The following is a 21,372-nucleotide window of genomic DNA, read 5'->3' as shown; positions in this document are numbered from 1 at the left end:
TCACACCTCCACGAGACCGAGGTCGATGATGACGACACCCGAGACGCCCGCCGCACCGGCCGCGTGCACCTCGAGGGTGGTGCCCGGCTCCAGGTCCTCGACGACCCGCAGGGGGACGTGCACGTCGCTCTTGGCGCCGATGGGGAAGTACCGCATCGGCACCCCGTCGCGCACCAGCACCACCACGACGAGCTCGTCGGTGCTGTTCCCGCCACGGAAGTACACCGTCTGCGCGACCGCACCGTCGGGCACGGTGTAGCTCAGGCCCGGGTCCAGCAGCTCCGGGGCGGCGAGGCCCTTGCCGGTCAGCGCGTAGACGCCCTGCAGGAAGGTCGGGTGACTGTCCAAGGCAAGTCCCTTCGGTCGGGCCGGCGGCCACGGCGCACGGCTGCGCTCCGTGGTGGTGCCGGCCGGTGGCGTGCTGCGTGCGGGCAGAGGGGAGACGGCCACGGCGCAGGCCTTGAACGCCGGCATGCGGGACACCGGGTCCAGGGCGTCGCTCGTGAGGGTGTTCGCGCGGGACCGACCCGACCAGTGGAACGGGACGAACACGGTGTCGGTCCGGATGCCGGGGGTCAGCCGCGCCCGGAACACCGCGACGCCCCGGCGGGTGCGCAGCTGCACCGGCTCGCCCTCGACGACCCCGCAGACGCGGGCCAGGTCGGGGTGCAGCTCGGCGTGCGGCAGGACGGTGCCGTCGGTGCCCACCTCGTCTCCGGCGAGCGCGGCGACCCGACGGGTCTGCGTGCCGCTCTGGTACTGCCGCATGAGCCGTCCGGTGGTCAGGACGTAGGGGAACTCCGCGTCGGTCCGCTCCGCCGGCTCGCGGAACTCGGCCCGGGTGAACCGGGCGAGTCCGTCGGGACGCCCGAACCGGTCTACGAACAGCCGCGGCGTGCCCGGGTCCGCGGCGTCGGTGCACGGCCAGAACACGCCCTGCTCGTCGTCGATGCGGTCGTAGGTGATGCCGCCGTAGTCGGCCACGCCGCCCGCGCTGGCCCGGCCGAGCTCGTCGAACGCGGCCCCCGCGTCCGTCGTCATGAGGTGCCCGTGGCCCAGCCGGTCGGCGATGCCCGCGAGGACGTCGAGGTCCGTCCGCACGCCCGACGGTGGGTCGAGCGCGCGGCGGCGGCGCAGCACCCGGCCCTCCAGGTTCGTCATCGTGCCGTCCTCCTCGGCCCACATCGCCACGGGCAGCACGACGTCCGCGCGGGCGGCCGACTCGGAGAGGAACAGGTCGGCGACGACGAGGAAGTCGAGGGAGTCGACCCGGTCGGTCACCGTTCCGGCGTCGGGGGCCGAGACGGTGACGTTCGACGCGAGCAGCAGCAGCGTCCGCACCCCGCCGGGCGTGCCGAGCGCGCGCAGCATCTCCGTGGCGGACATCCCCGGACCCGGCAGCCGAGTGGGGTCCACGCCCCACACGCCCGCGACGTGCGCCCGGTGCGCGAGGTCGGTGATCTTGCGGTAGCCGGGCAGCTGGTCGGCCTTCTGCCCGTGCTCGCGGCCGCCCTGACCGTTGCCCTGGCCCGTGAGGGTCCCGTACCCCGACCCCGGCCGGCCCGGCAGCCCGAGCGCCAGCGCGAGGTTGATGAACGCCTGCGCCGTGGCCGTGCCCGACGCGTGCTGCTCCGCACCGCGGGCCGTGATCACCATCGCCGACGCCGCCGTGCCCAGCAGCTCCGCCACGGCTTCGAGGTCCGCCGCGGGGACGCCCGTGATGCGCTCGACCCGGTCCGGCCAGTACCCGGTGACCGCCTCGCGGACCACGTCGAACCCGGCCGTCCGGGCCGCGACGTACTCCTCGTCCACCCACCCCCGACGCACCACCAGGTGCAGCAGGCCGTTCGCGAGCGCGGCGTCGGTACCGGGCCGCGGCTGCAGGTGCACCTGCGCCGTCCGGGCCGTGGCCGTGGTGCGCGGGTCGACGACGACGTGGCGCGCACCGCGCTCGCGGCCCGCCTCCAGGTGGTGCATGAGCGGAGGCATCGTCTCCGCCGGGTTGGCGCCCACCAGCAGCAGCACGTCCGCGAGCGCCAGGTCCGCCACCGGGAACGGCAGCCCGCGGTCGATCCCGAACGTGCGCGTCGCCGCGGCGGCCGCCGACGACATGCACCACCGGCCGTTGTAGTCGATCGACCGCGTGCGCAGCACCGTCCGGGCGAACTTGCCCAGCAGGTACGCCTTCTCGTTGGTCAGCCCGCCGCCGCCGAAGCAGCCCACGGCGTCCCGCCCGTACCGGCGCTGCGTCGACCGGACGGCGGCGGCGACCGCGTCGAGCGCCTCGTCCCACGTCGCGGGCCGCAGCGGCGACGAGCGGTCACCGGCGACCGTCCGCACCAGGGGAGCGGTGAGCCGGTCGGGGTGGGTCAGCAGGTCCGCCGCCGACCAGCCCTTCGCGCACAGCCCGCCGCGGTTGGTCGGGAAGTCCGTCGGGGCCAGGCGCACGTCGGGCCGCTCCGCGTCCGTGCGCGGCGTGACCGACAGGGACATGCCGCACTGCAGCGCGCAGTACGGGCAGTGCGTCGCGACGGTCCGGGCCGCGGCCGAGCCCGGTCCGGCGGTCGGCGACGCGAGCTCCTGCCTCATCGCTCGATCGTGCGGTGCGCCCGTTACGTGCAGCCTGCCGCCGGGTTACCGCCGGGTTTCCCCTGGCTAGAGGCGTCGCACGATCTGGGCGAGCAGCGCGCTGATCCGCGGGCCCGCCGCGCGACCGGCCTCCAGGACCTCCGCGTGGGACAGCGGCTCGGGGCTGATGCCCGCGGCGAGGTTGGTGACCAGCGAGATGCCGAGCACCTCGATGCCCGCCTGACGTGCCGCGATCGCCTCCAGGGTGGTGGACATGCCGACGAGGTCGCCGCCGAGCGTGCCGGCCATCCGCACCTCGGCCGGTGTCTCGTAGTGCGGGCCGCGGAACTGCACGTAGACACCCTCGTCGAGCGTCGGGTCGACCTCGCGTGCGACAGCCCGCAGGCGGCTGGAGTACAGGTCGGTGAGGTCGACGAACGTCGCTCCCTCCAGCGGGGAGGTCGCGGTGAGGTTGAGGTGGTCGTTGATCAGCACCGGCGTCCCCGGGCCCCACGCCGGGTTGAGGCCGCCGCAGCCGTTGGTCAGGACGATCGTCGACGCGCCCGTCGCGGCCGCGGTCCGGACACCGTGCACCACGCGGCGCACCCCGCGGCCCTCGTACAGGTGGGTGCGGGAGCCGAGGACCAGCGCGTGCCGGTCGGTGCCCTCGATCCGGATGGACCGGATGGTGCCGACGTGCCCGACGACGGCCGGTGCGGCGAACCCGGGGACGTCGTGGCTGGGCAGCTCCGCGACCGTCTCGCCCAGCAGCTCCGCGGCGCCGCCCCATCCCGACCCGAGCACGAGGGCCACGTGGTGACGCTCCACGCCCGTGGCCTGCGCGATGTAGGCCGCCGCCTCGCGGGCGACGTCGAACGGGTCGGTCGCGGGGTCGTCGAGGTCAGGGGCAGGTGTGACGTCGCTCATGGACCGAGGCTAACGCGCTGGCCGTCGGCCGCCGGACGGGCAGAATGGATGCTCGTGAGCACCCCCGCAGCAGAATCGCCCGCCGCCCGCGTCGTCATCGTCGGCGGCGGACCCGGAGGCTACGAGGCGGCCCTCGTCGGCCGTCGGCTCGGGGCGGACGTCACCGTCGTCGAGGCCGCCGGGCTCGGCGGCGCCGCGGTGCTGACCGACGTGGTCCCCTCCAAGACGCTCATCGCCACCGCCGAGTGGATGACGATCGCGGACCGCGCGCCCGAGCTGGGCATCCGGCTCGACGGCACGCCGCTGTCGGGCGCCGTCGGCGGGACGCTCGAGCAGCTGCGTCACCGCATCGACCTGGCCGCCGTGAACACGCGCGTCAAGGCGCTCGCGGCCGCGCAGTCCGCCGACATCCGCGCGCGCCTGGAGCGCGAGGGCGTGAAGATCGTGATCGGCCGGGGGCGGCTCGACGGCCCGTCGCGCGTGGTCGTGACGCGGCAGGAGGGGGTCGAGGACCTCACGCTCGACGCCGACGTCGTGCTGGTCTCCACCGGGGCGACGCCGCGCACCCTGGACACCGCACGGCCCGACGGCGAGCGGATCCTCACCTGGACCCAGCTCTATGACCTCGACGCCCTGCCGAAGCGGCTGATCGTGGTCGGCTCGGGAGTCACGGGCGCCGAGTTCGCCGGGGCGTACACCTCGCTCGGCGCCGACGTCGTGCTCGTCTCCAGCCGTGACCGCGTGCTGCCGGGCGAGGACGCGGACGCCGCCCAGCTGCTGGAGGACGTGTTCAAGACCCGCGGCATGACGGTCATGTCCCAGTCCCGCGCCGCGGGCGCCCAGCGGACCGCCGACGGCGTCGAGGTCACCCTCGCCGACGGCCGCGTCGTCGAGGGGTCGCACGTCCTGTTCGCGGTCGGCTCCATCCCGACGACCGACGGGCTCGGTCTGGAGGAGGCCGGTGTCCGGCTCACCCCGTCCGGGCACATCGAGGTGGACAAGGTGTCCCGCACCAACGTCCGCGGGATCTACGCCGCCGGTGACGTGACCGGCGTGCTGCCCCTGGCGTCCGTCGCGGCCATGCAGGGCCGGCTCGCGATGGCCCACGCGCTCGGTGACGCCGTCAAGCCGCTGTCCCTGCGCGGGGTGTCCGCCAACATCTTCACGTCGCCCGAGATCGCGACCGTCGGCTCCTCCGAGGCGCGGCTGACGGAGCAGGGCGTGAAGTACTCGGTCAGCATGCTGCCGCTGGCCCGCAACCCGCGCGCCAAGATGCTCGGCGTGCGCGACGGGTTCATCAAGATCTTCGCCCACGCCGGCACCGGGACCGTGCTGGGTGCCGTGGTGGTCGGCCCCCGGGCCAGCGAGTCGATCTACCCGCTGACGCTCGCCGTGACGCACCGCCTCACCACCGACCAGCTGGCCGAGACCGCGACGGTCTACCCGTCGATGTCCGGCACGATCGCCGAGGTCGCCCGCATCCTCCACCACCGCATCGACGACTGACGAACCGCCGTCGCACTCGCCCGTTGTCGCGTTCGAACCGCCGATGAGTGCCGCGAGCCGGTAGGTTCGCGGCACTCATCGCCGGTTCGGCGCGGATGACCGGTCCGACAACGAGAGAGGTCACTGATGCGCTACCCCGCACCCCTGCGACCCGGTGACGTCATCGGCGTCACCTCGCCGTCGTCGGGGGTGCCCGACAGCCTGCGGCCGCGGCTCGACTTCTGCGTCGCGGACCTGCGCCGCCGCGGGTTCGAGGTCGAGGTCGGGCAGTGCATGGACGGGTCCGGGCCGACGAGCGCCCCGGCGCCCGAGCGTGCCGCCGAGCTGACGGCGATGCTCCTCGACCCCCGCATCCGCGCGGTCGTCCCGCCGTGGGGTGGTGTGCTCGCCATCGACCTGCTGCCGCTCCTCGACTTCGGCGCGATCGCGAGGGCGGAGCCGACGTGGCTCGTCGGCTACTCCGACACCAGCACGCTGATGGTCCCGCTGACGCTGCTCACCGGCTGGGCGACCCTGCACGGGCCGGGGCTGATGGACACCCCGTTCCGCGTGCCGTCGCCGCTGCTGCACTGGCTGGACGTGGCGACGGCCCCCGCCGGCGCGACGCTGACGCAGGGCTCCGCGAGCCACCGTCAGGAGCGGTGGCCGGACTTCGCGGCGGAGCCGGGGGTGACCGAGCAGGTGCTCTCGCAGCCCGCGCGCTGGCGCAGCCTGGGGGGCCGCGAGGTCGGCACCCTGCGCGGACGCCTGCTCGGCGGCTGCCTGGAGACGATCTCGATGCTGCCGGGCACGCCGTACGGGAACCTCGACGCGTTCGCTCCGGAGGACGACCTGCTCGTCTACGTCGAGGTCGGGGAGGTCGGCGCGTACGCCGCCGCACGGATGCTGCACCACCTGCGGCTCGCCGGCTGGTTCGACCGCGCGACCGGCGTCCTGGTCGGCCGGACAAGCGCGCCGGACGAGCCGGACTACACGCAGGTCGACGCCCTGCGGGACGCGCTCGGCGCGCTGGACGTGCCGGTGCTCTACGACGTGGACCTCGGCCACGTCCCCCCGCAGCTCGCCCTGGTCAACGGCGCCCCCACGGAGGTCACCCTCTCGGGCGCGGGCACGCTGGTCCAGCACCTGGTGTAGTCGGTATACCTCTGGGTACCCTCTCGGTATGTCCACGATGACTACCATCAAGGTGCCGAAGGACGTTCGTGACCGGCTGGCTGCGCTCGCGGCGCTGGAGGGCACCTCGCTGGCGGGGGCGCTGGTGCACGCGCTCGACCGGGCGGACGAGCAGACGTTCTGGCAGCAGGTGCACGAGGCGAACGCGTCTATGACCGACGAGCAGCGCTCGGTCCAGCGGGACGTCGGGATCGCCACGCTGCGCGAGAACCTCGCCGACGACGCCGACGAGCAGATCAGCGCTGCGGGCGACTGGTGAGGCGCGGCGACATCTACCTCGCTGACCTCGGACAGCCCGTCGGGCACGAGCAGGGCGGCACCAGGCCCGTCCTCGTGCTCAGCGCACAACCGTGGCTGGACTCGAACCCGCCCGTGGTCACGGTCGTCCCGATCACCAGGACGCCCTGGCTCTCCCCGACCCGGATCGAGATCGAACCAGGCAGCTCAGGGCTGAAGGCGACGAGCTACGCACGGTGCGAGGACGCCGCCGCGATCTCGCCGCAGCGCCTTGTGTCGCGCTTCGGGTCCGCCGACCCGCTCGTCGTCCTGGGCGTGGAGCAGGCCGTCCGGAGACTGCTCGGCCTCTGAGCCCGGGCGATGCACCTGACATGCGTGTCGCCATCAACCGCTGAACGGCACCCCGTCGGGTTCGACGGGCGAGCGAGCCCAGGGTGTCGCGTCCGGGTCGACGTCACGTGCGGGCCAGGAGGAGCTCGCCGACGGCGGTCGCGAGCGGGGTGGGCAGGTCGAGGGACTGCAGGTGGGAGACGCGGACCGACAGGGGCGCGTCCGACGTGGCGATCTGCTGGATGCGGGACTTCAGGTCGTAGCCGATCTGGGCGCGGTCCAGCAGCGTGAACAGGTGGCCGGCCACGTCGTTCGGGGCGAGCTGTGGGTCCGGTCCGAGCTCGACCGTGAGCGTGGCGTCGACCGGGACGTCCTCGACGGTCACCGACACGCGCCCGTCGTGACGCTCCAGCCGGGCGGCGAACCCGGGAACCACGGGTGTGCCGTCGAACGCCAGGAACGTCACGGTCCAGGAGCGCGTGGGGGGCAGGGCGCCGACGAGCCCGTCGGCCGGGTGCACCGTGAACACCCCCGCGGAGTACGTGAGCTCCGTACGGACGACCCCGTCGGCGGTGCCGTCGTCCTCGACCAGGGTGAACCACCCGTCGGCACCGACGACCACCAGGACCTCCAGCGACGACGGGTTCACCGGGTCGTTGCCGGGCACCGGGGCGCCGTCGAGCGGGACGATCGCGCCGGCCGCAGCCAGCACGGGGATGCTCGTCAGGTCACGGTGCAGCAGCAGCTCGCGGCCGCCGTCGTAGACCAGGCCGGTGAGCACGTCGACCCAGGTGCCCGCCGGCAGCCACGCCCGGACGGAGGCGAGCCGCGTGCGCAGGTCGGCGGGGGCCGTCACGGGCGCGACGACCAGCTGGCTGCCGAACAGGAACTGGTTCGGCTGGTCGTACGCCTCCTCCGCCGACGGCCACCGGTGGTAGAGCGGCTCGACCAGCGGGCGGCCGTCGGTCGCGGCCCGGTGGTTCATCGTGTGCAGGTAGGGCAGCAGGCGGTGGCGCAGACGCAGGTGCTCGGTCATCACCGCGCGTGCCGCCGGCTCGAACGTCCACGGCTCCTTGGCGGTGAACGGGTTGGCGCCGGAGTGCAGCCGCAGGATCGGCGAGAACACCCCGAGCTGGACCCAGCGGGTGGCCAGCTCGTCGTCCTTGCCGCCGAACATGTGCCCGCCGATGTCGTGGCTCCACCAGCCGTAGCCGATGTTCGACGCGGTCGAGGTGAAGTACGGCTGGAACGCCAGCGACGCCCACGAGATGACGGTGTCGCCGCTGAACCCGACGGGGTAGCGGTGGCTGCCGGGCCCGGCGTAGCGGGAGAACGTCAGGGGCCGTCGGCCGTCGCGCGCGCTGTCGAGGAAGTGGAAGTGGTTGAGCATCCACAGGGGGTCGATGCCGGCGACGCGCGAGTGCGGCCCGGACTGCCAGTCGAGCCACCAGAAGTCGACGCCGTCGTCCTCCAGGCCGCGGTGCAGCACGTCGAAGTACGCGTCGAGGAACGCGCGGTCGGTCACGTCGAACGGGATGGGGTCTCCGTCCTGCGTCCCGAGCGCCGCGGCCATCGCCGGGTAGGCGTCCTCGTGGGGGCGGACCCCGTCGGCGGGGTGCACGTTGAGCGTGACGCGCAGCCCGCGCTCGTGGACGGAGGCCAGGAACGCCGCCGGGTCGGGGAACAGCGACCGGTTCCAGGTGTAGCCGGTCCAGCCGCTGCCGAGGGCCGGGTCCACGTCGGTGACGTGCCAGTCCATGTCGATCACGGCGACGGAGAACGGGATCCCCTCGGCGTCGAACCGGTCCAGGAGCGCCGCGTAGCTGTCGGCGGTGTAGCGGTGGAACCGGCTCCACCAGTTGCCGAGCGCGAACCGGGGGAGCAGGGGCGTCGGGCCGGAGACCGCGTAGAACGCCTGGACTGCCGCCGGGTAGTCGTGGCCGTAGGCGAAGACGTAGAGGTCGGTCCGGGACCCGTCGCGGGGGGAGACCCAGCCCTCGTCGCCGAAGACCATCGAGCGGGAGTCGTCGAGGACGGCGAAGCCCTCCCGCGACACGACGCCGGGCTCCAGCGGGATCGCGCCGTCGGCCAGGTCGAGGGTGCGCGCCGTCCCGCCCAGTCCGGCCGGCTCCTCGCCGTACCGCCACACGGAGTGGTAGGAGCTGACGCCGCCGAGCACGGAGAGGCTGAGGCCGCTGGTGCTGAACGGGCGGCGGTCGTAGACGAGGTGGAACCGGTCCGTGACCACCTCGACGTGCGTCGCCGTCTCGATGACCCGGAAGTCGGGCACGGGCAGGTCACGGTGCAGCGCGAACGTCGACGCCCGGTCCTCGAACACCCCGTCCGCCGAGTGCTCGAGCCGCACCAGCCCGTCGGTGAGCACAGTGATCCGGTACGTCGGCCCGACGACGACGGCGCGCGGGTCGGCGACCGGACGGGAGGGCAGGGGCTGGCGTGACGTCATGCGATCGAGTGTCCTCTCGGGTGTGCTGCAGGGCGCGGCCGGCCGGCGGGGGAGTGATTACCCCCGACCGGCCGCGCCGGTCCGGGGTGGGCGTCAGCCCTGGTCGAGCAGGCTCTGCACCTGGGTCTGGGCGGCGGCGAGCAGCGCGTCGACGTCCGCGTCCTCGATGGTCAGGATGCTCTGCACCACGGGGTCCAGGGCGGCGTACAGGTCCTGGGTGGCCCGGGCGGGCTCGGCCAGCAGCGGCTCGCACGTCGGAGTAGGTCGGACGGTCAGTCGTCGACCTCGAAGGTCGCGACCAGCGGAAGGTGGTCGGACTGCTGCGGTCGGGTGAGCACCGTCGCCTGATCGAACGTCACGCCCTGACCGAACACCCAGTCGATGCGGTACTCGGGGGCGTCGGCGGGTGACGTGGGCGTCGCGGGGTCGCCCGCGGGGACCCAGCCGGCCGCCTCCAGCAGCTCGATCTCCGGCCAGCCCGGCTCGGCGTTGACGTCGCCGGCGAGGATCGCGGGCGGGGTGACGGGCTCCGCCGCGGCGAGTGCCTCGAGCTGCTCCAGCCGGGTCGGGGTGTTCGACTCGCGGTGCTGGGTGTGGATCGACGTCACGCGCAGCGGCGTCCCGTCGGCCGTGGTCAGGGTGGTCGACAGGGCGGACCGGCTCTGCGGGCCGGCACCGTACGGGAGGGGATGGACGACGACGTCGGTCAGCTCCGAGCGCGCGAGCACGGCGTTGCCGAACTGGTGGTCCGCCGCGGGCGCGAAGTGGATGGTCATGCCCAGCCGGTGGGCCAGCCACGTCGCCATGTCGGAGCCGCCGCCGAACACCCAGCCGCGCTGGACCTCCTGCAGCGTGACGACGTCGGGGTCCTCCGCCTCGATGGTCGCCGCGATGCCCTCCAGGTCCACCGCGGTCAGGGGCGAGACGCCGTAGTGCAGGTTCCAGTCGACGAGCGTCAGGGGCTCGTCGGCCGCGCGCGCGGGGACGTCGGACCCGGTCGTGCTCGTGGTCGACGGCACCAGCCCGATCACCGCGAGGACGACCGCGGGCAGGATCAGGAGACGCACGGAGCTGGTGCGGGCGGGCAGCCGGTCGGGGCTGGTGAGCGCGGGGACGGCCCCGGGGGTGCGGCGGCGCAGGCCGGACAGCGCGAGGCCGAGCGCGGCGAGGACGATCACCCAGACGTTGTCGACGGGCAGCGGGACGTCGTAGTCGAGCATGTAGAGCAGGAGCGGGCCGATGGTGCCGAGCCCCACGACGAGCGTCGCCGCGCCCGTCCGCGGGATCCCGCGCGGGGCGGGCCGGTGCGCGCTGAACGCCGTGGACAGCACGATGCCGAGCGTCAGCTGGAGCACCACCACGGCCGCCAGCGCGGCGATCCCGGTGAGCCACAGTGCGCACCCGACCCCGGCGACCAGCAGCACCGCGGCACCCACGCGCACCCCGCCGGGCCACGGGTCCGGGCGCAGCAGGGACCAGGCGCCGAGCGCGTTCGCCACGACGACCACGAGCCCCGCCCAGCCGAGCGCGACCCCGGACTGCGAGGCCACGAAGGCGGGGTTGGCGACGATCATCGCGGCGAGCGCCAGGAACAGCCCGAGCACCCAGAGCCGGCGGGGGCGGCCGGTCGCCTCCGACGACGACGCGGCGGTGAACGCGACGAGCCCGCGCGCGGTCACGACGACGCCGAGTGCGAGGACCACGGCGACCACCCAGCCGGTCCAGCCGTCCCGCCACACCGCGTCCCAGGTCCCCAGGACCAGCTGGAGCCCGACCGACAGGCCGCAGCCGACCATCAGCCCGATCGCGGCCTGACGTCCCCCGGCGGGGCGGCCGGCGACGAACGCGACCGCCAGGGTCAGGACACCGACGGCCACGGCGACGGTGACGAGGCCGACGACGAACAGCGCACCACCGTCGAGGGCCTGGATCACCAGGCGGAGGGTCCCCAGCACGGCGGCGCCGATCAGCAGCGTGCGGGCGTCGGGGGTCCCCGACGTGCGACGAGCCGCGAGCAGGAGGAGCGCCGCGACGAGCCCGGCGGCCGCGTAGGTGCCCAGCGCGGTCAGCGCGGCGTTCACGACGCCCGCCGCGAACGCCCGGTCCAGCAGCGGGCCGCTCGCGCGGATCATCTCGATGCACATCACGGTCAGCAGCGCGACGAGCCAGACCCGGGTCGGGGTGCCGGCGTCGGGGGGCGTCCGGACGGCAGTGACGTCGGGGGGAGCAGCGGGCGGGGTGGACGTCACGCGCGCGAGATTACCCCGCGGGGTCAGGCGAACAGCTGCTGCCCCACGAACGGGCTCTCGTCGGTGGTCACCGGCGTGCCGTCCTCGCCGGTGACCAGCGCGCCGTCCGGCACGCCGGGCGGCACCGCGAACAGCCCGGAGCCGGTGTGCGTGAGGTACTCCATGAGGACGTCGTCGCGCGACAGCATCGCCTGCACGGGGATGTAGTGGGTGCGCGGGTCGCGCACGAACGCGAGGAAGAACAGCCCGGCGTCGAGCCGGCCGAGCGCGTCGTTCCCGTCGGTGAAGTTGTAGCCGCGGCGCAGCATCCGGGCGCCGTCGTGGGTCGACGGGTGCGCCAGGCGGACGTGCGAGTCGACGGCGATGAGCGGTGCACCGTCGCGACCCTCCTTCGCGAAGTCCGGCTCGGTGAACTCGGTCCCGCCGGACAGCGGCGCGCCCTCGCCCTTGGTGCGGCCGACGAGGTTCTCCTGCTCGCGCAGCGAGGTGCGGTCCCACGTCTCGATCCGCATCCGGATCCGGCGGGCGACCAGGTACGAGCCGCCGGCGAGCCAGCCCTGGTCGGACGACGCCGGAACCCAGATGTGCTCCTCCAGCGCGTCGGTCTCCTCCGCCTTGACGTTCGCGGTGCCGTCCTTGAACCCGAACAGGTTGCGCGGGGTCTTCTGCGCGGTGCTCGTCGACGACGTGCGGCCGTAGCCGAGCTGCGTCCAGCGGATCGTCGCGGACCCGAACGCGGCCCGGGACAGGTTGCGGATCGCGTGCACCGCCACCTGCGGGTCGTCCGCGCACGCCTGGACCACCAGGTCGCCGTCGCTGCGGGCGGGATCGAGGTCGTCGGCGGCGAAGTGCGGGAGCGCGACGAGCCCGTCGGGCAGCCGGTCCGCGAGGCCGAACCGGTCCTCGCCGGGGGTCCCGTCGGGTCCGGGGGTGCCGACGAACATCGACCGGCCGAACCCGAACGTGATCGTCAGGCCCGCCGGGGGGAGGTCCGCGGCCTCGCCGGTGTCGTCCGGGGGAGCGTCGTACGGTCCCGACGCCGGCCCGAACGGTCCGGCGGACAGACCCTGCGTGAGCCGCGCGGCGATCGTGGTCCAGCGCCGGAGCAGCGCGACCAGCTCGTCGCGCGACGTCGTCGTGAGGTCGAACGCCGCGAGGTACAGCCGGTCCTGCGCAGGCGTGACGATGCCGGCCTGGTGCACGCCCGTGAACGGGTACGTCCCGGCGGCCGTGCTCGCCACCGCCGGCTCGGGCGCGGTCGCGCGACCGACGCCGAAGCCCGCGACGACCCCGGCGGCGGCGAGGCCGCCACCGAGGCCGAGCACGGCGCGCCGCGAGATGCCACTGCTCCCGGGGCCTGTCCCGTCCTGCACGTGCGCTCCTTCGGTCAGGCGCCCGTCACCGTGGTGGTGAGCTGGGACAGGGGCTCGGACAGCGCGTCGACCGCGGCGGCGAGCTCCTTGACCTGCGCGTCCGTGAGCTCGTCGTAGTACGTGAAGCCGGTCTCCAGCGACCCCTGCTCGGCCAGCAGCGCGTCGATCTCCTCGAACCGGGTGGCCAGTGTGTCAGCCAGCTCGGGGTTCTCGGCCTCGACCACGTCCGCGAGCACCTCGTAGCCCACGCGCGCGCCGTCGACGTTGGCCTGGAAGTCCCACAGGTCGGTGTGCGACCAGATCTCCTCCTCGCCGGTGACCTTGCCGGTGGCGACCTCGTCGAGCAGCTCCTTGGCGCCGTTGGCGATCTGGAAGGCCTCGAACGTGAAGTCGGGGGAGGTGACCTCGTCGACCAGCTGCTGCGTGTACGTCACCAGGTCGGCTGCGGCGGCCTCGCGCTGCTCCGGCGTCAGCGGCACGTAGGCCACCCCGCCGTTGGCGTCGGGCGCCGGCTGCCACAGGTCCTTCTCGATGAGGTGCCAGCCGCTCCAGGTGGCGCCCTCCTCGACGTCCGCCTCGCGCAGGTCGAGCAGCGGGTCCAGGTCGCCGAACGACTCCGCGACGGGCTCGACCCGCTCCCAGTGCGCGCGGGTGTCGGCGTACAGCGACCTGGCGGTCTCGTCGTCGCCCGCGGTGTACGCGGCGGCGAACTCCTCCGTGCCGGCGATGAGCGAGCCCACCTGGTCCTTCACGTACGCGACGTACGACGCCTCGGCGGCCGCGAGCTGGTCGGCGGTGTCACCGGTGGGCCCCACGTCGGCACCGCTGTCGTTCACGGTGAACTCCGCGCGGATGCCGTCACCGACCATGCCGGGCTTGCACGCCGTGTAGTACGTGCCGGGCTTGACCTGGACGACGAGGTCCCGGGTCAGGCCGGGGCCGACGTTCTCGACCTCGGAGATCACGCGCAGCCCGTCCTCGCCGAGCAGGTAGAACTCGGTGACGTCGTCGCCGTCGTTGGTCACCGCGAACCGCACGGTGCCGGAGTCGACCTCGGCCGCGGACACCTCGCACGCGTCCGCCGTGGAGGTCACCGTCAGCACGCCCGCACCGCCGGATGCGCTGGCCGCCGCCGGGTCGTTGGGGACGCACGCCGCGACCAGCGGCAGGACGAGCGCGGCCAGGGCGGCAGCGACGAACGTGGGGCGGCGGGACATGGGTCTCCTCGGAGAACGGTGCTGGTGGGGGTCAGGCGGCGGAGGCGCGCACGGCGGGCTGCACGGCGGGGGCCGTCGGCCGAGCGGGCGCGGAGCCCCACGTGGTGCGGATGAAGAAGTACATGGTCGGGACGAGGTAGGCCGTCCAGGCGACCAGCTGGAGCCACGTCGTGGCCGGCGAGAAGTTGAAGACGCCCTTGAGCACGGTGCCGTACCAGCTGCTCGGGGGGACGGTCGCGGAGACGTCGAACGCGAGGTTGTTCAGGCCGGGCAGGATCCCGGCCTCCTGCAGGTCGTGGACGCCGTACGCGAGCACGCCCGCGGCGATGACCACGAGGAACAGGCCGGTCCAGGCGAAGAACACGCGCATGTTGAGGCGCAGCGCGCCCCGGTAGATGAGCCAGCCGAACAGCACCGCGGTGCCGAGGCCGAGGGCCGCACCGACCAGCGGGGCGAGGTTCGGGCTCGCGTTCACGGCCGTGCCGCTGGTGGCCTGCGCGCTCGCCCACAGGAACAGCGCGGTCTCCAGGCCCTCCCGCCCCACGGCGAGCATCGCGACGACGACGACGGCCTTCTTGCCGGCGGAGAGGGCGTCGTCCAGCCTGTGGTGCAGGTCGGACTTCATGTGCCGGGCCGTGCGCGCCATCCAGAAGATCATCCACGTGACCAGTCCGACCGCGACGATCGACAACGTCCCGCCGATGGCCTCCTGCGCCTCGAACGACAGCCCCGAGGGGCCGAAGGTCAGCAGCGCACCGAACCCGAGCGAGACGGCGATCGCGATGCCGATGCCGGCCCACAGTGCGGGCAGGTGGTCGCGGCGACCGGTCTTGACCAGGTAGGCGACGAGGATGCTGACGACCAGCGCGGCCTCGAGGCCTTCGCGCAGACCGATCAGGTAGTTCGCGAGCATGGGGGGCTTTCGGCTGGGGATGATGAGGCGAGCCTTACCTCACCAGCGGACAGTACTCCCCAGGACGAGTCGGGCGCGAGACGGTCCCAGGGTGACGCGGGTCACCGGTCGCCGAGGGCCACGATCCGGGTGAGCAGCATCGGCCACGCCGCGGCGAACGCGGGGAGCAGCGGGAGGTCGACCACCTCGCCGACCGGCACCCAGCGCAGCTCGACGCTCTCGGCGTCGGTGACGGTGGGGGAGACGGGGCCGACCTCGTCGGCGATCACGGTCGTGTAGGACCAGTCGTCGTGCTGCAGCACGCGCGACTCGCACAGCCGGACGCTCGCGCGGTCGATGCCGGCCTCTTCCTCGGCCTCTCGCAGCGCCGCGTGCTCCGGGGACTCGTCGGGCATCCGGGCGCCGCCCGGCACGCCCCAGGTGCCGCCCTGGTCGCTCCACAGCGCCCGGTGCTGCAGGACGACGGCGACCGGGGTGCCGTCGGGGTCGCGGCGCACCAGCAGCAGCCCCGCGGCGCCGTGCAGACCCCAGTGCCGACGGCCGCACGCGCACTCGACCCAGCCGTCGCCGGGCTGGCGCTGGCGGTGGGCGGGGGGCGCGTCGCTCACGCGCGGGTCAGCCGACGATCTCGCAGATGGCCGTGCCGGCGCTCACGCTGGAACCGACGCCCGCGGACAGCGCGGTGACCGTTCCGGCGCGGTGCGCCACCAGCGGCTGCTCCATCTTCATGGCCTCGAGCACCACGACCAGGTCGCCCTCGGCCACGGTGGCACCCTCGGCGACGGCGACCTTGACGATCGTGCCCTGCATCGGCGAGCTCAGCGTCGTGCCGTTGCCGTTGCTCGCGGCGCGCGCCACCCGGCGGACGGGCCGGCGCGCGGACGGACCGGACGAGCCGCGACCGGCGTTCCCGGGTCCACGGCCGAGACCCGCCAGCGCGGCGGGCAGGACGACCTCGAGCCGCTTGCCGCCGACCTCCACGACCACGCGCTCGAGCGCGGCGGGCTCGTCGTCCTCGTCCTGCTCCGACTCGGGGGCCGCACTGAGCGCCGCGACGGTCTCGGCGAACTCCGTCTCGATCCAGCGCGTGTGCACCGAGAACGGCTGCGCGGGGTCGCTCGGGGCGAACGCCTCGGCGTCGAGCACCGCGCGGTGGAACGGGACCACGGTCGGGATGCCGACGACCTCGAGCTCGGCCAGCGCGCGACGGGCGCGCGCGAGGGCCTGCGGGCGGTCGGCGCCCGTCACGATCACCTTCGCGATCATCGAGTCGAACAGGCCGGAGACGCTGTCGCCCTCGACCACGCCGGAGTCGACGCGCACCCCGGGACCCGACGGGAACCGCAGCCGCGTGATGCGGCCCGGCGCGGGCAGGAAGCCCTTGCCCGGGTCCTCGCCGTTGATGCGGAACTCGATCGAGTGGCCCCGGGACTGCACGTGGTCGTAGCCGAGCGGCTCGCCCGACGCGATGCGCAGCTGCTCGCGGACCAGGTCCACGCCGCTGATCTCCTCGGTGACCGGGTGCTCGACCTGCAGCCGCGTGTTGACCTCGAGGAACGAGATGATCCCGTCGGCGGAGACCAGGAACTCGCACGTCCCGGCGCCGACGTAGCCGGCCTCGCGCAGGATCGCCTTCGACGACTCGACCAGCTGCGTGTTCTGGGCGTCGGTGAGGAACGGTGCCGGGGCCTCCTCGACCAGCTTCTGGTGCCGGCGCTGCAGCGAGCAGTCGCGGGTGGACACCACGACGACCGTGCCGTGCTGGTCCGCGAGGCACTGCGTCTCGACGTGCCGCGGACGGTCGAGGTACCGCTCGACGAAGCACTCGCCGCGCCCGAACGCCGCCACGGCCTCCCGCGTCGCCGACTCGAACATCTCGTCGATCTCGCTGGACTCGCGGGCCACCTTCAGGCCGCGGCCGCCGCCGCCGAACGCCGCCTTGATGGCGACGGGCAGGCCGTGCTCCGCGACGAACGCGTGGATCTCCTCGACGCCCTGGACGGGGTCCGGAGTGCCGGCGACCAGGGGCGCTCCGGCCCGCTGCGCGATGTGCCGTGCGCTGACCTTGTCCCCGAGCGCGTCGATGGCCGCGGGCGGGGGACCGATCCAGACCAGCCCGGCGTCGATGACGGCCTGCGCGAAGCCGGCGTTCTCGGCGAGGAAGCCGTAGCCGGGGTGCACGGCGTCGGCTCCGGAGCGCCGCGCGACGTCGAGCAGCTTGGGGATGTCGAGGTACGTCTCCGCCGCGCGGGCGCCGTTCAGGGCGAACGCCTCGTCGGCGACGCGGACGTGCAGCGCCTCCCGGTCGGTGTCGGCGTAGACGGCGACGGAGCCGATCCCGGCGTCGCGACAGGCACGGGCGATGCGGACGGCGATCTCACCGCGGTTGGCGACGAGGACCTTGGAGATGGCGGGCACGGCTCACCGTAACGCCCTCGACGATTCCCACCGACGCGCGCGCGGCGTGCCCGCACAAGATTGTCGATCCGGCCAAGGCCGTCGGTGCCTCCTTGTAGGGATCCTCAGACGGCGTGTCCGTCACGAGCGTTCTGCGCGCGCCGGGTTGTCCGGTCACCACAAGTGACGAGCCCGGTCCCGCGCGGGACCGGGCTCGTGGAGCGTGCGTCAGACGCGTGCGAGAAGGTTCTCGTCGGCCGGTGCGGGGGCCGGTGCCGTCGCGGGCGCCAGGCGCCGCAGGGCGAACCCGATCATGCCGAAGACCACGCCGATGCCCATGACGAGGGCGGCGACACCGAAGGCCACCACCGACGTGAACAGCGAGGCCCGCAGGAAGGAGCCGTTCATCGCGACGGCGCGCAGCGGGTCGTCCTTCTCGAGCTCGGCGTACGTCTTGCCGTCCGTGGCCTCGAGGGCGTGGTGGTTGATGATCTCGGCCTGCGCGTACGCCTCCCACGGCGTGTCGACGGTCTGCCCGCCGAAGGCCGCGGCGTCCTCAGAGACCGTGATGTTCTCGGCCGCGAGGTGGGACGAGACCGCACCCCACGTCACGCCCCCGGCGATGACGAACACGGCGCCGGCGATGATCGCCAGGAGGCCGGAGATGCGGACGAAGCGGTTGGTCGGTGCAGGGAGAGTCGACATGAGGTGTCCTCGGGCGCCCAGAGCGGGCCCGGCCTACCCGGGCTCCGATGGGCCTCTCGGGCTGGCCCACGACTTGATCGTTCCGTGTGGACCAGGCCTCCCATCAGGGACTTTGGTCACTGATCCCGCCAGAGGTCGGGGATGCTCACGCCCACCTCGCCGAGCAGCTCGCGCAGCAGGGGCAGGCTCAGGCCGACGACCCCGTGGTGGTCGCCCTCGATCCGCTCCACGAACGGGCCACCCAGACCGTCGACCGTGAACGCACCCGCTACCGCGAGCGGCTCACCCGTCGCGACGTACGCGTCGATCTCCGCGTCGGACAGGTCCGCGAACCGGACCGTCGTCGACGACGTCGCCCCGAGCATCGCGGGCACGTCGCGCTCGTCCATCAGCCAGTGCCCGGTGTGCAGCACACCCGTCCGCCCGCGCATCGCACGCCAGCGGGCCGTCGCGTCGGCGGCGTCCACGGGCTTGCCGTAGATCTGACCGTCCAGCTCCAGCATCGAGTCGCAGCCCAGCAGGAGCAGGTCGTCGGCGTCCTCGAGCTCCTCGGGCAGGGTGCGGGAGACGTCCTCCACCTTGGCCTGCGCCAGCAGGAGCACGGCATCGGCCGGGTCCAGCTCCCCGAACCGCTCGCGGGCCGCGGCGAGGACGGCCTCCTCGTCGACGCCCGACACGGCGACGAGGGGCTCGATCCCCGCGGCGACGAGGGTGGCGCGACGGGCGGGCGAGGCGGAGGCGAGCAGGAGACGGGTCACGGAGGGGCAGCCTAGTTCGACGGGACCTCCCGGGACCTCCGACCCGTGCCCACGGCACAGGGCGTCAGGGCACAATGGGCGCGCTGTGTCCGGGTGCGGCGGGCGGTACCGCCGGTCCGGGTCACGAGGGACGCGAGGAGACACCGTGGGTGACGCGACGAGGTCGTCGGCGAACGAGCTGGACGGCGACGACCTGGACGACTTCGACGAGGTCGACCCCGACCCCGACCCCGACCTGCTGGAGCCGCCGTCGCAGGCGTGGCGGGCGCGGACCGCGATCGAGATGATCATCTCCGGTGCGCTGGGGCTGCTGGCGTCGTTCGTGCTCTCGATCGAGGCGCTCACGCTCGCGGCGGACCCGGACGCGACGTTGGGCTGCGACCTCAACTCGGTCATCAGCTGCGGCGTCGTGGCGAAGAGCTGGCAGGCGGAGCTGTTCGGGTTCCCCAACGCGTTCCTCGGCATCGCCGCCGAGGCGGTGGTCATCACGGTCGCCGTGGCCGTCCTCGGACGGGTCGTGTTCCCGCGCTGGTTCATGCTCGGCGCGCAGGCGATCTACACGCTCGGCTTCCTGTTCGCGTGGTGGCTGTTCTTCGAGGCGTACTTCGTCATCAAGGCGCTGTGCCCCTGGTGCCTGCTCATCACCGTCACGACGACCCTCGTCTGGGCCGGACTCACGCGCCTGAACGTGCGCGAAGGTGTCATCACGTTCCCCGGCCGATGGGGTCCCGCCGCCCGCCGGTTCGTGGACCACGGCAACGACTGGTTCGTCACCATCGCGCTCATCGTGCTGCTGGCCGTCGCGATCCTGGTCAAGTACGGCTCGATCATCCTCGCCTGACGCGCACGTGCACGACGGGCCGGTGGCAGCAGCCACCGGCCCGTCGTCGTCAGCCGGCGAACGCCGTCCGCAGCACGTCCAGCGGCAGGGCGCCCATGCTCAGCGCGCGGGCGTGGAAGGCGCGCAGGTCGAACTCCTCGCCCTTCGCCTCCGCCTCGGCGGCCGCGGCGTCGCGCGTCTGCTCCCAGAGCCGCTGGCCGATCTTGTACGAGGGCGCCTGGCCCGGCCAGCCCAGGTACCGGTTCCACTCGAACCGGATGAACGCCTCGGGCATGTTGATGTTGGCGATGAGGAACTCCCAGCCCTTGTCGGCGTCCCACGTCCCGCCGCCCCACTCGTCGGGCGCCTCCAGGCCGAGGTGGACGCCGATGTCGAACACCACCCGGGCGGCCCGCATCCGCTGGCCGTCGAGCATGCCCAGCCGGTCGCCCGGGTCGTCGAGGAAGCCCAGGTCGGCCATGAGGCGCTCGGCGTACAGCGCCCAGCCCTCGCCGTAGCCCGACGTCCAGCACGCCAGCCGGCGCCACGTGTTCAGCGTCGCCCGCTGGAACACCGCCTGGCCGATCTGCAGGTGATGGCCAGGGACGCCCTCGTGGTAGACCGTCGTCTTCTCGCGCCACGTGTTGAAGGTGGTGACCTCCGGGGGGACCGACCACCACATGCGGCCCGGACGGCTGAAGTCGTCGCTGGGCCCCGTGTAGTAGATGCCGCCGTTCTGCGTCGGGGCGATGCGGCACTCGAGGGTCAGCACCGGGACCGGGATGTCGAAGTGCGTGCCGTCCAGGGCCTCGATCGCCGCGTCCGACGTCTCCTGCATCCACGCCTGCAGCGCGTCGGTGCCGTGCAGGGTGCCGGCCGGGTTCTCGTCGAGCTTGGCGACGGCGTCCGCGACCGTGGCACCGGGTCCGGCGATCTGCGCGGCGACGGCCTCCTGCTCGGCGACGACCCGGGCGAGCTCCTCGAGCCCCCACCGGTACGTCTCCTCCAGGTCGACCGTGGCGCCCAGGAACGCGCGTGACCACAGGGCGTACCGCTCGCGGCCGGCCGCGTCCGCCTGCGGGGCCTGCGGCGACAGCTCGTCGCGCAGGAACGCCGCCAGGGTCGCGTACGCGCCGCGGGCCGCGGTGGCGCCGTGCTCGAGCTCGGCGCGGACCAGGGAGCACGCGGCCGACTCGTCCAGGACCGCGTCCACGTCGGCACCGGTGATGAAGGTCGTGAAGAACGACGTCGCCGGGTCGGCCAGCTCGGCGGCCTGGCGGGCGGCCTCGTCGACCTGGCGGACCGCGGCGATCCCACCCGTGCTCGCGGCGAGGCGCAGCGACTCGATGTAGCCGTCGACCGCGAACGGCAGCGCGTTCAGGCGGGCGGCGATGTTGGACCAGGCCTCGACGTCCCCGGTCGGCATGACGTCGAAGACGTCGCGCAGGTTCTGGACCGGGGACGCGATGTTGTTCAGGTCCCGCAGGAACTCGCCGGCCTCGTGCAGCTCGAGCTCCAGGCCGAGCCGCTCCCGCATCGCGGCCAGCGTGATCTGGTCGATCTCGTCCGTCGGAGAGGCGCCGTCCAGGGCCTGCAGGGTGCTCCGGGTGAGCTCCGCACGGGCCTCGAGACCGGCCGGGGAGTGGTCGGTCATCTCGTGGTCGTGCCCGGCGATCCCCATGCTGGTCGCCGCCAGCGGGTCGAGGGTCGCGTACTGGGTCATGTACGCCTCGGC

17 protein-coding genes are annotated in these 21,372 nt (G+C 73.6%); 5 read left to right on the top strand and 12 right to left on the bottom strand.

Annotated features, from left to right (window positions below; genetic code table 11):
* Together ACXJKF_RS07070 and ACXJKF_RS07065 are read right to left on the bottom strand one after the other, a co-directional pair.
* The gene (locus ACXJKF_RS07070; protein WP_456787021.1) at positions 1-2,589 is read right to left on the bottom strand and encodes a molybdopterin oxidoreductase family protein; all 2,589 of its coding nucleotides are present in this window, start codon (positions 2,587-2,589) and stop codon (positions 1-3) included.
* 66 nt (positions 2,590-2,655) lie between these two features.
* Positions 2,656-3,495, bottom strand: a complete 840-nt coding sequence (locus ACXJKF_RS07065; protein WP_456787020.1) for a purine-nucleoside phosphorylase — start codon at positions 3,493-3,495, stop codon at positions 2,656-2,658.
* Positions 3,496-3,549: 54 nt separating this feature from the next.
* On the opposite strand from ACXJKF_RS07065, the gene ACXJKF_RS07060 reads away from it, so the two are divergent.
* The 4 genes from ACXJKF_RS07060 to ACXJKF_RS07045 all read left to right on the top strand — a co-directional run bounded on the left by ACXJKF_RS07060 (position 3,550) and on the right by ACXJKF_RS07045 (position 6,762).
* Positions 3,550-5,001, top strand: coding sequence for an NAD(P)H-quinone dehydrogenase (locus ACXJKF_RS07060; protein ID WP_456787019.1), 1,452 nt, complete (start codon positions 3,550-3,552; stop codon positions 4,999-5,001).
* Between the two features lie 126 nt (positions 5,002-5,127).
* A complete protein-coding gene (locus ACXJKF_RS07055; protein WP_456787018.1) occupies positions 5,128-6,135 on the top strand; it encodes a S66 family peptidase in 1,008 nt (335 codons plus the stop codon).
* 28 nt (positions 6,136-6,163) lie between these two features.
* Positions 6,164-6,433, top strand: coding sequence for a hypothetical protein (locus tag ACXJKF_RS07050; protein ID WP_456787017.1), 270 nt, complete (start codon positions 6,164-6,166; stop codon positions 6,431-6,433).
* Positions 6,430-6,762 (top strand): type II toxin-antitoxin system PemK/MazF family toxin, encoded by a 333-nt coding sequence (locus ACXJKF_RS07045; protein WP_456787016.1) that lies wholly within the window; start codon positions 6,430-6,432, stop codon positions 6,760-6,762. Before ACXJKF_RS07050 ends, ACXJKF_RS07045 begins: the two co-directional genes overlap by 4 nt.
* Positions 6,763-6,865: 103 nt before the next feature.
* On the opposite strand, the gene ACXJKF_RS07040 is transcribed toward ACXJKF_RS07045, so the two are convergent.
* From ACXJKF_RS07040 to ACXJKF_RS07000, 9 genes are all read right to left on the bottom strand, one after another.
* Entirely contained in the window at positions 6,866-9,205 is a 2,340-nt protein-coding gene (locus ACXJKF_RS07040; protein ID WP_456787015.1) for a TIM-barrel domain-containing protein, read from the bottom strand.
* 272 nt (positions 9,206-9,477) lie between these two features.
* Positions 9,478-11,454 (bottom strand): endonuclease/exonuclease/phosphatase family protein, encoded by a 1,977-nt coding sequence (locus ACXJKF_RS07035; RefSeq protein WP_456787014.1) that lies wholly within the window; start codon positions 11,452-11,454, stop codon positions 9,478-9,480.
* Positions 11,455-11,477: 23 nt separating this feature from the next.
* Entirely contained in the window at positions 11,478-12,827 is a 1,350-nt protein-coding gene (gene efeB / locus ACXJKF_RS07030) for an iron uptake transporter deferrochelatase/peroxidase subunit (RefSeq protein ID WP_456787013.1), read from the bottom strand.
* 14 nt (positions 12,828-12,841) lie between these two features.
* Positions 12,842-14,044: an iron uptake system protein EfeO gene (gene efeO, locus ACXJKF_RS07025; RefSeq protein WP_456787012.1), complete on the bottom strand. Its 1,203-nt coding sequence runs from the start codon at positions 14,042-14,044 to the stop codon at positions 12,842-12,844.
* Between the two features lie 31 nt (positions 14,045-14,075).
* Positions 14,076-14,957, bottom strand: a complete 882-nt coding sequence (gene efeU, locus ACXJKF_RS07020) for an iron uptake transporter permease EfeU (RefSeq protein ID WP_456787011.1) — start codon at positions 14,955-14,957, stop codon at positions 14,076-14,078.
* A 101-nt stretch (positions 14,958-15,058) separates the two neighbouring features.
* Positions 15,059-15,565: an NUDIX domain-containing protein gene (locus ACXJKF_RS07015; RefSeq protein WP_456787010.1), complete on the bottom strand. Its 507-nt coding sequence runs from the start codon at positions 15,563-15,565 to the stop codon at positions 15,059-15,061.
* A gap of 7 nt (positions 15,566-15,572) precedes the next feature.
* A complete protein-coding gene (locus ACXJKF_RS07010) occupies positions 15,573-17,375 on the bottom strand; it encodes an acetyl/propionyl/methylcrotonyl-CoA carboxylase subunit alpha (protein ID WP_456787009.1) in 1,803 nt (600 codons plus the stop codon).
* Positions 17,376-17,582: 207 nt separating this feature from the next.
* Entirely contained in the window at positions 17,583-18,059 is a 477-nt protein-coding gene (locus tag ACXJKF_RS07005; protein WP_456787008.1) for an aromatic ring-opening dioxygenase LigA, read from the bottom strand.
* Positions 18,060-18,175: 116 nt separating this feature from the next.
* Entirely contained in the window at positions 18,176-18,817 is a 642-nt protein-coding gene (locus ACXJKF_RS07000) for a Maf family protein (protein ID WP_456787007.1), read from the bottom strand.
* A gap of 145 nt (positions 18,818-18,962) precedes the next feature.
* Here ACXJKF_RS07000 and ACXJKF_RS06995 point away from each other — a divergent pair, with 145 nt between their 5' ends.
* A complete protein-coding gene (locus tag ACXJKF_RS06995; protein ID WP_456787006.1) occupies positions 18,963-19,658 on the top strand; it encodes a vitamin K epoxide reductase family protein in 696 nt (231 codons plus the stop codon).
* 49 nt (positions 19,659-19,707) lie between these two features.
* On the opposite strand, the gene ACXJKF_RS06990 is transcribed toward ACXJKF_RS06995, so the two are convergent.
* Positions 19,708-21,360 carry a DUF885 domain-containing protein gene (locus tag ACXJKF_RS06990; RefSeq protein ID WP_456787036.1) on the bottom strand — a complete coding sequence of 551 codons (1,653 nt, stop codon included), beginning with the start codon at positions 21,358-21,360 and terminating at the stop codon, positions 19,708-19,710.
* Between the last annotated feature and the right edge of the window lie 12 nt (positions 21,361-21,372).

The organism is Cellulomonas sp. P5_C5 (assembly GCF_054049655.1).
The sequence above is the reverse complement of the archived record's forward strand: the minus strand, read 5'-3'. Positions and strand labels throughout refer to the sequence as shown.